Here is a 13,961-nt window from a genome sequence, read left to right on the forward strand (position 1 = left end):
TTAATTCACCTGGTTGATTAGAGCATAGTTTTGAGATTTCAAACAATAATCAACAACTATGCACACCAACACAGATCAGAACAAAGCCATTGTTATCCGGTTTAACAAAGAAGTCCTGGAACAGGGAAACAGGCAAACATTTGACGAACTGATTGCCGACGAGGTTATTAATCATGAGGCACCTCCTGGAACCTCAAAAGGGCCGGACGGGATGATCCATTTTTTATGGGATATCTTAAGAACAGGATTTCCTGATATAAAGGTGGAAATTCTGGAACAGGTAGCGGAAAAAGATCTGGTTACTACACGAAAAAGGTTTACCGCTACTCATACCGGAGAAATAATGGGTATCCCTCCATCACATAAAAAAGTATCCATCAAGGTAATAGATATGATAAGACTGCAAAACGGGAAGTTCATTGAACATTGGGGAATCAGTAATTTACAGGAAGTGCTCGCACAGTTATCAGAAAAGTGACCAGAAAGGAAATATTAAAAAAGGTTTTTTGCGGATTTTACAAAATAGAATTAATTTGCTGGAATTGTTTTTGTAAAACTACCTGCGCTGTGGATACGATTGCCGCCTTAAAAAAGGGAAACCTCCTGGTGTTTAATGATGTATATCATTCTTTTCATAAGAAGATATACTTTTTCATTTTAGGTAAAACAAGATCCTCCTTTATAGCCGAAGAAGCCACACAACTGACTTTCATAAAATGCTGGAAATACAGGGAGAACCTCTCCGAAGACCTGGATATCCAGGTACAGCTGTTCCGCATAGCCCGCACTACCCTCATCGATCTTTTACGGAAAGAAAATGTGTATGAAGAGAAAGTGATCCACGTGATCAGCCGCTATACCTTCCTCTCGGACGAGGTTTGGGAAAAACTGACGGAGAAGGAACTGCAACACAAACTGGTCCATGCATTGGATGCCATGCCGCCCATGCGGAGAAAAGTATTCGAAATGAGCCGTTTTAAGGGGATGAGTTATCAACAGATCGCCCAGGAGCTGTCTTTATCCTCCCGTACCGTAGAGGCCCATATCTTTCAGGCTGTCAAACAATTGAAGCATTATCTCGGACCCAGTCTTTTTTTCATCCTGGTGTCCCTGGCCGAAATTTTCTGATTTATTTTCCATCCGGCTAAGTAGTTGTCTCTCCACAGACGTATTTTATATAACAGCCCAGCATGCCATTATGATAAATGACGAGTTAATCAAACGTTTTCTCACTGATCAATGCACTCCGGAGGAGGCCATTTTGGTCGCGGACTATCTGCGGGACCATAAGGATATCCTGGAGCAATACCTTTCGCAGGAAGAGTTCCTGGGGATGCAGCTGAATAAAGATCTGCCGGAAACCATATCGGCCCAATGGCTTGCCCATATTCATCGCGAAGCCGGAGTGAACCGCGGACGCCTGCGAAAATTATGGATTCGCCGGATGGCGGTTGCTGCTGTGCTGGGTGGTCTCCTTTTTGGTTCGGCCCTTTTATTCAGGGAACATCGGACATCACCGCTCTCCAGCCTGTCCGCGGATAATACGATACCGGTTAATCAGCAGGAACGGAAAGAGAACAGGACAGGAAAAATCCTCCCCCTTGTTTTACCCGATGGTTCTATGGTCCGGATGATGCCGGAGGCCGTCGTTGTTTATTATAAAAAATTTGCCGTCCAAAGAGATATCTATCTGCAAGGAGAAGCCGATTTCGAAGTGGTACACGACGCGACACATACTTTTACCGTTTACAGCGGGGAAGTGAACACACAGGTTTTAGGGACGGCTTTCCGGGTAAAGGCATTGCCGGAGCAGGATACGATCACCGTGCGGTTGATGGAAGGGAAAGTGCTGGTAAAGGCCGACGTTTTTAACCATAAAACCAGTGATGATATTACCCTGGTTCCCGGACAGGAATTTACCTATAGCCGAAAAAATAAGACGGCATCCCTCCGCAATTTTAATACGCCGGTTAAAGGCACAGGCCTGGTAAAGGCAGGCAGTACGGGCAATAAGGCCATGAACAGACCGGACTGGTATAAGTTCAATGACCAGCCCATGAAGGCAGTGCTGGATCAATTGAGTAGTTATTACGGTGTGGCGATTTATTATTATCCTGCCGATATCGCCCCGCTGTATTTCGATGGAAAATTTGAAAAAACGGATTCGCTGGAAAAGATTTTAACAGATATCACCCTTCCCAATAAACTCAGGTTTGTCCGGGAAGACAGCGGATATATGATCAGAAAAAAATAAGTCCTATTTGTCGGTATACATCAAAAAATGGGGTGAGAACACCCAAGGGCGCTTATTGCCCTGTCAACATCAAAACCTGCTTGTTTATATGAAAATTCTTTACGTTAAGAAGCTCTGCCTGTTTTCATTTTTCAGCCTGCTGTTTTTGGGATCGTCCTTTTCCCTGAAAGCGCAGGAAACCCCTGTACAGGTCACCGGAACCGTCCGGGACGATATGGGGCTGCTCATACCAAATGTCTCCGTTTCCGCCTTTAACAAACGAACCAAATACGCTGCCGGTGTCCAGACGGACAGTACGGGCGTTTTCCGGTTCTCCGCACTACCGGTTGAAGGAGATTATGTATTCAACTTTTCTTTTATCGGGTTCGAATCACAGGTTTTGTCAGGTTATACGCTTAAGACCGGAATGACCCTCACCCTGGCGGTTAAGCTGCGGAAAAAGGCAGCCACCTTAAATGATGTGATCGTCATTGGTTATGGCACGACCAGCAGACGCAATGTCGTGGGTTCCGTAAATGTCGTGGCGCCCAAAGAGGCCGGAGCCACTACCGGCACCAATCCTTCGCAATTGCTGATCGGCAAGGCCGCCGGCGTCCAGGTCGTACAAGGCAGCGGATCACCCGGATCGGATGCCCAGATCATCATACGCGGCACAGGGACTTTCACCAGCGTCGATCCCCTGTATGTCGTTGACGGGATCCAGACCACAAAAAATTATTTCAATACGATCAGCGTTCAGGATATCGAGAGTATCACTGTTTTGAAGGACGCCTCCTCCACGGCCATTTATGGAGCGGCGGCGGCCAACGGGGTGGTGATCATCACGACCCGGAAAGGGAAGCCCGGCCCTCCCCGGATCAATATTACCAGCCAGTGGGGTGTTGCCAGACCCTGGAAACGCCTGGACCTGATGAATGCCGCACAATATGTCGATGCGCTACGGGATCTGGCCGCTACCAAGAACACCGTGCTGCCTGCCAAATTCAGTAATCCAGGCGTGTTGGCCGATAGTACGGACTGGCAGTCGGAGATCTTCCGGCCTGCTCTGCAATCCGAACAGGATATCAATATCAGCGGGGGGAGCGAAAAAGTGAGTTTCACCGCCTCGGCGACTTATATCGATCAGAAATCCATACAGACAAATTTCAGGAATAAACGGCTGCAGGCACGGCTGAGCCTGGACGAAACCCTTGGCCGTTTCCATTTTACCCAAAGCCTGTCCTACCGGCAATTCGATAATACCGGAATCACCGCCAGTATATTGGATGCCATACAATATCCCACTTACAAAGGTCTTTTAGATCCGAATATACAAGGGGGATATTCGGTGGTCACCAATATCGATGACTACAGCAATGCCAACAATCCGCTTCAGGCCTTATCACTGGGCAGCTCGACGTCAAGATCGCTGGCCTTTTTTCCGCAGTTCAGCGGAGAGGTAAGGATACTCAACGGCCTGAAGTTCAAATCACAATTCTCTGCGGAAATAAATTCAACGAGAGCCAACACTTTCCAAAGCCAGTACCAATCGGCTAATTTGCTCAACCAGGCCCGGCTGTCGACATTGACCTTTACGGAATCCTCTTTTTATACCCTGGAAAACTATTTGTCCTTCGACCGGATCTTTGGTAAACACCAGATTTCCTTAACGGCGGGCAACAGTTATCTTAATCCCGGTCTCACCAACCAGGATGGGGTCAGGGGCTCCAATCAACCCAACGATAATATTCAGAATATTTCCGTGGCACCCACGCAGAGTGTCACCGGCTCTTATTCCAATTTCGCCCGCCCTTCCGGCACCTCTTATTTCGGGCGGGTTAACTATACCTACAATGGGAAATATATACTGACCGGCAGTTACCGCAGGGACGGCGCTTCGAATTTCGGAGCGAACCACCAGTTCGGAAATTTTGCAGCGGCAGGTGCGGCATGGCGTTTCTCGGATGAAGATTTTATGAAAAAGAATCTTCGTTTTCTTTCCGATGGTAAACTCCGGGCAGGATGGGGACAAACGGGAAATAATAATATTGCCAACTTTCTGAATACGGCCAAGACCTACCAGGGAACACCGGCAGGATCGCTGGTCTATTCATTCGGATCTACCGAAGCCTTCGTTTCGGGAACTACAATTACCACTGTCAGCAACCCGGATCTGCAATGGGAACAGACCAATCAAATGGATATCGGGCTCGACCTGGCATTTTTTAATAACAAACTAACCATAGCCGCAGATTATTACGACAGAAAGAGTACAAAATTACTGACCTCCATCATCCTTCCCGCCAGCGTTGGGGTCAGCACTACCGGAGGGCAGCCTTCCAAACCTGTAAATGCCGCCGATGCCGACAATAAAGGGATAGAGCTGGCTATTGGCTACCAGGGGAAGATCAACCATGAACTTAGTTACAATATCGGTATCAATGGCGCCATCAATAAGAACAAAGTATTATCGCTGGGAGCACAATTCTCCGCCCCCATTCAGAGCGGTGCCTTCAGTCCTGTTCCCGCAACCACGTATACGGCTACCGGAAGTACGATCGGTTCCTTTTATGGTTACCGGCTGGATCATGTGGCAAAAGATGCCGATGAAATAACGGCCTTAAATCAACTGGCTGTACAGAAGACCGGCAATGCCGCCGCCATTTATCAGAGCGGACTGCTGCCCGGAGATTTTATTTTTAAAGATCTTAACGGAGACGGTCTGGTCACTTCAAAAGATCAACAGATCCTGGGTAACGCCATCCCGAAATATGTGTTTGGTATCAATGCCGGCCTGACTTACAAAGGATTCGATCTGAACATGGTCATCTCCGGAGTTTCCGGTCTCAAAATTCTGAACGGCACTAAACTGAATACCCAATCGATGTCTACGGGTCATAACGGATCGACTGCTCTGCTCAACCGGTGGAAAAAACCGGGTGACGTAGCTGCCTTACCGCGGGTGGGACAAAATGCAACCGGTAATGGTAATTTGCGCCCTTCGGATTGGTGGCTGGAAGATGGCAGTTATTTACGCATGCGGAATATAACGATCGGTTATTCCCTGCCTGCCCGTCTGTTATCCGGTTTTGCGGAAGGCTCCTTCAGAACGGTACGTCTTTACATCGCCGCGCAGAATTTATTCACGATCACCGGTTACACAGGTTACGATCCGGAAGTAGGCGGCAACTACCTTTTCGCCCGGGGAATCGACCTGGGGCAGGTGCCGCAGCAAAGGACATTCCTTGCTGGTCTTCAATTAGGTTTTTAATATTTCAGACTTTTAATAACATATTATATGAGACGAAACATATTTGTTAATACGATTCCGGGGCGCACCAAATTTTGTCTGCAGCTCTTACTGATCACCTTGGCGATCACCGCTGCACCAGGCTGTAAAAAAGCAGAACTGGCCCTGGTGAACCAGAATGCTTATGCTTACGAAACTTATTTTAATAATATCGGGGCCCTCAATCAGGCCACTGTCGCCACCTATGCCACACTGGTACATCCCGGTTTGTGGGCAAGGGAATATTATTACATTTTTGATCTCCTGGGCTACGAGGCCAAACGGGCAAGTTTTCTGCTGGGGGCAGAACAGGAGCTGGGCGATTATACGTTTGGTACCAATAATGCGGATCTTACCTCTTTATGGGGATCCTTATACCGCATGGTCTTTCGTGCCAACCTGGTACTGGACAGGGCCACTGCCTGGAATCCCACGGCCACCGCCGACAAGGCCAAACTTAACCAGTATGTGGCGGAAGTGAAATTCCTCCGGGCCTACGCCTATTTTCACCTGGTGAATTTATGGGGTGACGTTCCACTCTATATAGATTATAAGACCACCCTCAACAATAACTATTTACCGCGGAGTTCCGCTGCCGAAGTCTGGAAACGGATAGAGAGCGATCTGCAGGAAGCGGAAGCCGCCGCCGAACTCCCGGTGACCTATGCCTCCACTGATCTGGGAAGAGTGACAAAGGGCGGGGTAATCGCTTTACTGGGTAAGGCTTATCTCTATGAAAAAAAATGGCCCGAAGCGCAGGCCGAACTCTCCAAGCTGATGAGCGCTCCGTATACCTACAAACTGGACCCGTCCTTTGATAATTTATTCAGCACCACCAATCAGAACAGCGTTGAGAATATCTTTCAGATCATGGATCAGCAGTGGACGGATTGGGGTATCGGGTCTCCCTATTATATGTTCGGTAATGGTGCAGAGCAGGTCGGCAAACAGACACATACCGGCAGAGCGATGGAGTATGGATGGAATGACTGGAAGAATGTATATATCAGTAATGCCGCAGTGAATGCGTTCACTTACGACAATCCGGTGGGAGGAGGTGCATATACCGATCCAAGGGCAAAATCGACCTATTACGGTACGGCCGCTACCAGTGGCGATACATTGTATTGCCGCCAGTGCGCCGGCGGAGCCAAATCGTATCCCTTTAATGCGGCCGATCCGCAAAAAGACTTTCGCTGGAAAAAATATGAATATTATGACCTGGTGGACAAATATAATGATCCCAAAAGCCCTATCAACGGACAGGTGATCAGGCTGGCGGATGTCATGCTGCTACTGGCGGAATCATATATCCAGCAGGGAAACGCGGGCAACGAACCACTAGCCCTGATCGACAGCGTGAGAAGCAGGTCCGGCGCTGTGTTATATAGCTCCCTGGGTTCAAAGGATGACGCGATGAAGATCCTGATGCGGGAAAGACAACTCGAACTTTGCGGTGAGCAATCCCGTTATTTCGATCTGATACGCTGGGGAATTTCGGTCCAGACCATTAATGCTGAAAAGGCAGCGGAACCTGGAGACGGGCTGCAACCCGTCCAACCCAAACATGTATTATTACCGATCCCCGATACGGAGAAAAATTATAACCCGATGGTGGCGAAGGACGTTAAAGACGGGTGGAATTAAGGATAGGATCGTCTGCGGGAAAGTTTAGTCCTGAAACAGGGATTGCCTGCGGATAGATGTCGGTACGTTTAAAAAAACGAATGGCTTGATATGAAAAAATTAGTTCTTTTCGTAATCTTTATTACGATGCGGCCGGTGCTATGGGCAGTGGTGACGCTTCCTCATGTATTTTCCGATCATATGGTGCTGCAGCGGAATATCCCTATCATCATTTGGGGATGGGCCGAAGCGGGTGAAAGGGTGGCCATCCATTTGCATGAACAGTCGGGGTCCGTCAAGGCAGATAAAGCCGGAAACTGGCTGATAACACTGAAACCGGAGGAGGCCGGGGGCCCTTATGAAATGACTGTTACCAGCAATGGTTCCGGCAAAAATTCCGGTATACATTCAGTTGTATTAAAAGATATTTTGATCGGTGAGGTTTGGATCTGTTCCGGCCAGTCCAATATGGAATTTTCGCTGAAAGGGGTCATGAACGCGGCCGAAGAGATCAGGACTGCCGCCTGCCCGATGATACGGGAACTCAGGGTGGCAAAGAATACCAGTTTCAGACCGCTTAAGGATATTCAGGCTAGCTCCTGGCAGGTCTGCGCACCGGAGACCGCAGGCAACTTTACCGCCGTCGGTTATTTTTTCGCCAGGAAATTATGGGAGACCCTAAATGTGCCGATAGGCCTTATCCATACCAGTTGGGGCGGAACTAATGTGGAGACCTGGACCAGCAGGGAAGCTTTACGGACCGACAGCGACTTCACCAGGCTGACCGGAAACGGTCCTGAAAGTTTTGCCGGGATCAGGCGGTCAAAGATCCTGAACACGCTGGAAACGATTACAAAATTTCAGCATGGGGATATTGCCGCCGGGGATACTGTGCATTGGAAAGACCAGGACTATGATGACAGCAACTGGCCGCATCTTTCTGCGCCTGGTTTCTGGGAACCGCAGGGGTTGCCTGATCTCGATGGGGTCGTCTGGTACAGGAAAGAGATCGTGCTGACGGCGGAGCAGGCTAAACAGGGCGCCCTGCTCGAACTGGCCATGATCGATGATGCCGATGAAACTTATGTGAACGGAGTCAGGGTCGGCAGTACCAGCAATTATCTCGCTTTACGAAAATACCGGGTACCACCCGGCGTGTTGAAGGAAGGCAAAAATGTCATTGCCATAAGGGTAACCGATACGGCTGCCGGCGGAGGTATACATGGTGATGCCGCTACGTTGCAGCTGACCGTTGACGGACAATTTCCCTTATCGCTGGCCGGTGAATGGCGGGTAAAAGTAGATACCGCTAATATTCTTTTCAAAGGAACCGAGGGCCCCAATGCTTATCCTTCTTTGTTATTCAATGCCATGCTCTCTCCGCTGATCCCTTATGGTATCCGGGGGGCTATCTGGTACCAGGGCGAAGCCAATGGAGACAGGGGGCATCAGTACGAGCGTACTTTTCCCCTGATGATCCGCGATTGGCGCAACAGATGGAAGGAAGGCGATTTTCCCTTTTATTTCGTGCAGCTTTCTTCTTACAATGCCAGTGGCCAGAACGGTCTGACAGGAAGCCAATGGGCGGAGTTGAGAGATGCGCAACGCAAAACGCTTTCCCTGCCCAATACAGGAATGGCTGTCACCATCGATATCGGGGATCCTAAAAATATTCATCCCGTTAACAAACAGGATGTCGGGTTGAGACTTGCCCTGAATGCGCTGCATAAAACATATGGATTACCTGTAACACCCGATGGTCCCATTTATACATCCGTGGAATTTAAGGGTAAGGAGGCCTTTCTTACTTTTTCAGACCTAAGTTCAGGATGGATGATAAAAGACAAATATGGGTATATCCGCGGTTTTCAGATTGCTGGAAAAGACCATCTTTTTAAATGGGGAAAAGCTTATCTCTCCGGTAACAGGATTGTCGTATACAACGATGAAGTGGCGGAGCCTGTTGCCGTCCGGTACGGTTGGACGGACGATGCGGGGGAAGCGGACCTGTTCAACAAGGAAGGATTGCCAGCCTCGCCTTTCCGGACCGATAACTGGAAAGGTCTGACGGCCGGTAACCGGTATGTCCTGATTTACTAACCGATACCCGAATGAGGCTAATTTCTTTAACCATTCAAACCTATTATCATGAAGAAGCTCCACACTGTTTTTTTAACAGGGCTGTTCCTCGCTGCCCTTCACCTGCCCTCAAAGGCACAAACCTATACCTGGAGTACAGTCCGGATAGGAGGAGGGGGATTCGTTACCAGTATCAATGCACATCCGAAAGTGCCAAATCTCCGTTTTATTACCACCGATGTAGGCAATCCCTACCGCTGGAATAACAGTACGCAGGCCTGGGAGGGTCTGATGAATAATTTTCCTGCCGTCTACTGGCCTTCAACCTGCAGCAACCTTACATTCGACCCGCAGGATGTAACCGGAAATATCCTGTATGCTACGATGGGGAAAGGTGCGACGGCGGGTTCCGGTGCGGGAACGATCGTGCGGTCCGCTGACCGCGGGACTACCTGGACGGATCTGAATATGCCTGTCTGGGTGTCACCGAACGAGGCTGAAAAATCCAATGGTGAGCGGCTGGTGGTGGACCCGCTGAATGACAGCCTGGTCTATGTCACTACGCGTCGTCCGAAGAATGCGTCGGAGACGACGACGGGTCTTTACAGAAGCGTTAATTACGGCGGGGCCTGGACGAAGCTGGACACCATCTATGGTTCGTTCATCGTTTTCGATACGGCTGCGGGACTATCGTCGGGCAGGACAAAAAATGTCTATGTAGGTGCTCCTGCAGGAGTGTACCGCAGCACCAACGGCGGCACCAGCTTTACCTTGATGACAGGCAGTCCGCTGAACCTGAAAAGAGGGGTGCTCCGCGGGGGCAGGCTGCTCTATGCAGCGAGCTCCACCGGCATTTACAAATGGAACGATACGGCCTGGTCGAATATAACGCCATCCGGGGGAACGGGCAATTATTTTGGTGTAGAGGTAAACCCCAATAACAGCAGACAGGTGATCATCAGTACCGGCGCGTTTACAGGTACGATGTATATCACCGGAGATGCCGGGGGCAACTGGACGAAGCTGACCACGACACGGGATTTCAGTGAGATCCCCTGGGCGCCGAGCGGCGGCAATGCGGGCAATACAATATCGGATTTTGCCTGGGACCCGTTTAATGCCGGTGAGGTTTGGTTCTCCGACCTGCTGAATGTTTACCAGACGACGAATGTCTGGGCTACGCCTTCCTCCAACTGGAAAGTGCGGGCGGTGGGGCATGAGGAAGTGGTTGTCGACGGGCCGCTGGTATGTCCGGCCTCGGGTATCAATCTTCTGTTAACGCCGACGGCGGATGTCGCAGGTTTCGATCATACCTCCCTGGTAAACCCACCGGCCCGGTCACTGATCGCACCTTTTCAATATGCGAATTCTTCCGGAGTGGAAACGACGGGCGCCGCATATGAGGAAGCCAATCCCAATTATTTGGTCCGGGTGGGCCGGAGAGGTTGGGGAGGAACGGGTCTTGGAGGCTATTCCACCGATGGGGGTGTGCACTACAATGCCTGGGTCTGCCCGGCAGGTATGGCGGGTGGGCGAATTGCCGTTTCGGCCACAAGCGAGACGATGGTCTGGACCACGCAAAACGGCTATACCTACCGATCGGCAGACAGGGGTACGACCTGGACGAAGATCACCAGCATCGGGTTGGCCGCCCTGGGATATTACAATGGGACAGGCGACATCTTCAGCATACCCGCTGCGATGAATCCGCTGGCTGCCGACAAGGTCAACGGAAACAAATTCTATATCTACCTGAGCGGAGTCATGTACGTGAGCACCGATGGCGGTGCTACTTTTACGGCGGGCTATAGCGGCCTGCCCAGCATTACCAACCCTGGTGTGGGCAATATCGCATATATCAATGTAGAGACGACACCCGGAAAGGAAGGAGATATCTGGGTATCTGTGGAAGGGAACGGGTTATATCATTCCACCAATTCAGGGGCAAACTTTACCAAAATCAGTAATGTGCAATCTGCGAAGCTGATGGCGGTAGGCAAGGCGGCGACTACGAACCCGACCGTTTATGTATTCGGTACAGTCAACAGTGTGGCCAATATTGTATCGCGGAGTGACGATAACGGAGCCAGCTGGACGACGGTTGCCAATCCTCCCGTGCAGCAGTTGTTAATGCTGGCCGCAGATAAGCGCGTATATGGGAGAGTGATTCTTGGTACGGCGGGCAGCGGTATTTTTTATGGCGAGGCTGCCCCGGCGGCGGTGACGGGTGTCCTCTTGTCGAAGGCGAGGGATACCGTGGCGGTAGGTAACCGGGATACGTTGAAAGCGTATGTTATTCCGGCCTGGGCGGCAAATAAAGTGGTAGCCTGGAGCTCTTCCGATACGACAAAGGCAAAAGTGGATACGAATGGGGTGATCCTGGGCACGGGTGTTGGCACGGCCATTATCACGGTGACTACGCAGGATGGAAGTAAGACGGCCAGGGATACGGTGGTCGTTACCACACCTGTATATGCTACAGGTGTGACCCTCAGCCCAAGCCCCGCTGCCGTGGCAGCAGGAAGTTCTCTTACGCTGACGGCGACGGTGACTCCTTCCAATGCCTCGAATAAGACAGTAGCCTGGGTTTCTTCGGATACCACGAAGGCAACGGTAAGTAATGGAGGGGTGGCGACAGGCACCGGTGCAGGGACGGTCCTTATCAAGGCGACTGCCCTGGGAGGGCAGCCGACAGGAGCAAGAGTGGCGGCGCAGGATACGGTCACGGTGAGCGTTGTTATTCCTATAGCTGTCAGCATAGATTCCGGGGCTGCGACGGTGAGTGTTCCGGATACGCTGCGTCTGAAGGCAAACTTGATACCATCGAATACGAGCAATAAAAAAGTTACCTGGATTTCCTCTAATGCATCCATCGCGACCGTCGATTCTACAGGACTGGTGAAAGGGGTTGCTGCAGGTACGGTGACAATAACCGCTACGTCGGTGAGCGGCGGTCTGACTGCCACGAAATCGCTGACGGTTGCGGCAGAATCGCTTTGCGGTTCGCTGCTGAACAGTGGCTTCGAGAGTGGTCTGCATAATTGGACGGTAGTCAACTCTTCGTTGGACAATGGTCCGTCTTCCGCCATCACCACAGTAGCCGCCAATGTACATAGCGGATCGAGGGCGGTAATGGTATCCGGGGAAGGCGGTGTAAGCTCTGTAGGTTCGATGCCGGTGAACGGGGCGCAGCAGGTGAATTTCTCCGGATGGGGCAAGATCGAGGACGGACCGCAATGGGCAGGTTTTGGGATCGACTATGTCGACTCGGCGGGTCAACAGATCACGCAGGATGTGCTCACGGTGAGCGGAACTTCCTATACGCAATATTCCGTTTCAAGGGTAACGCCTGCCAATACAGCCAGGATGAGCATCTGGACCTATAAATCGGGAAATACAGGTCGCCTTTATTTAGATGATTTCTGCGCCACCGCCACCAATGTGGTACATGTTACGGGTGTCACGGTTACGCCGAATCCGTCTACGGTAGCTATCGGTTATACAAGGACGCTGACGGCCACAGTAACGCCTTCCAACGCCAGCACCAAAAGTGTGACCTGGACTTCTTCGAATCCACTTATCGCTACCGTGAACGCAACGGGCGTAGTAACCGGCGTGGCCCTGGGAACGGATACCATCACGGCCACCACTACGGATGGAAGTTTTGTTGCTGTCAGCGTAGTGAACGTTACTAATTTTGTTGCGGTAACCGGTCTGACCCTGAACCCTGACAGCGTTTCGATCGGCGTAGCGGATAAGTTTACCTTAACCCCGGTGATCACCCCGTCGACGGCTTCCGTTACTACAGTCACCTGGGTCAGTTCCAATACCGCAGTAGCAACTGTGAACAGCTCCGGCGTGGTTTCGGCCATCGCCGTTGGAACCGCCACGATCACCGCTACTACCACCAGCGGCGGTAAGACAGCTACGGGTTTTATCACGGTAGTGCCGGAAGGAAGTTGCGGATCGTTGGTTAATAACGGATTCGAAAGCAGCCTGGTGAACTGGGCTAATACTAATGGCGCATCAGCCATCACCACTAACTCTGCAGATGTCCATAACGGTCTTAAAGCGGTAGTTACCACGGCTCAGGGCGGAATAAGTTATGTTGGTTCGATACCTGTCACCGCAGGCAATACGGCGGAGTTCAAAGTATGGGCTAAGGTCAGCGGCGGTCCTGTCTGGGCAGGGCTCAGCGCGGACTTCCAGGATGCCTCCGGAACCAAGCTGGCTACCCTGCAGTTCACGGTGACGGCCACTTCCTATACCCTGTATGATTCGAGTATAACCATACCTGCCGGAACGGCACATATCAATATTTGGGCGTTTAAATCCGGTACGGTGGGTGCCTTGTACCTGGATGATTTTTGTCTGACATCGACAGCTGCGGGAGGATCCTCGGCGATGGCAAAGATGTCCGGCAACAGTATTCCGGCCATGCCGGCAGAGGGAGAAGTTTCTGTGAATGCCTTTCCCAATCCTGTAGAGAGCGGAATCTACCTGGATATAATCAATTACAAGGGTAGTCAGGTGGAAGCCCGGTTGACGGATATTGGCGGCAGGCTTTTACATCGTGAAATTATCCTGACGACAGGAAATGGACATCAGCGATATCAGCTTCATCCCGGCAGAAAACCAGCGAAAGGCCAATACATCCTGACCGTAACCGGAAAGGAGCTCTTTAAAAATATTAAGTTGGTCGTACTGTAGGATAGGATAAAAATAGTATTTCCT

The 13,961-nt window shown here is 50.7% G+C and carries 7 protein-coding genes; all 7 read left to right on the forward strand.

The genetic code is table 11. The features are described 5' to 3' along the window. Window positions 1–58 precede the first annotated feature (58 nt). On the forward strand, window positions 59–478 hold the full coding sequence (locus ACX0G9_RS08215) for an ester cyclase (RefSeq protein ID WP_459064399.1): 420 nt from the start codon (window positions 59–61) through the stop codon (window positions 476–478). An 89-nt stretch (window positions 479–567) separates the two neighbouring features. After that, a complete protein-coding gene (locus ACX0G9_RS08220; RefSeq protein WP_459064400.1) occupies window positions 568–1,128 on the forward strand; it encodes a sigma-70 family RNA polymerase sigma factor in 561 nt (186 codons plus the stop codon). 70 nt (window positions 1,129–1,198) lie between these two features. Next, window positions 1,199–2,254, forward strand: a complete 1,056-nt coding sequence (locus ACX0G9_RS08225) for a FecR family protein (protein WP_459064401.1) — start codon at window positions 1,199–1,201, stop codon at window positions 2,252–2,254. A gap of 88 nt (window positions 2,255–2,342) precedes the next feature. Beyond that, complete coding sequence (locus tag ACX0G9_RS08230) at window positions 2,343–5,504, forward strand: SusC/RagA family TonB-linked outer membrane protein (RefSeq protein ID WP_459064402.1); 3,162 nt, start codon at window positions 2,343–2,345, stop codon at window positions 5,502–5,504. A 27-nt stretch (window positions 5,505–5,531) separates the two neighbouring features. Further along, on the forward strand, window positions 5,532–7,169 hold the full coding sequence (locus ACX0G9_RS08235; protein ID WP_459064403.1) for a RagB/SusD family nutrient uptake outer membrane protein: 1,638 nt from the start codon (window positions 5,532–5,534) through the stop codon (window positions 7,167–7,169). A gap of 90 nt (window positions 7,170–7,259) precedes the next feature. After that, complete coding sequence (locus tag ACX0G9_RS08240) at window positions 7,260–9,248, forward strand: sialate O-acetylesterase (protein WP_459064404.1); 1,989 nt, start codon at window positions 7,260–7,262, stop codon at window positions 9,246–9,248. Between the two features lie 48 nt (window positions 9,249–9,296). Then, window positions 9,297–13,937: an Ig-like domain-containing protein gene (locus tag ACX0G9_RS08245; RefSeq protein WP_459064405.1), complete on the forward strand. Its 4,641-nt coding sequence runs from the start codon at window positions 9,297–9,299 to the stop codon at window positions 13,935–13,937. Window positions 13,938–13,961: the final 24 nt, after the last annotated feature.

The sequence above is a fragment of the Flavitalea flava genome (assembly GCF_054461575.1).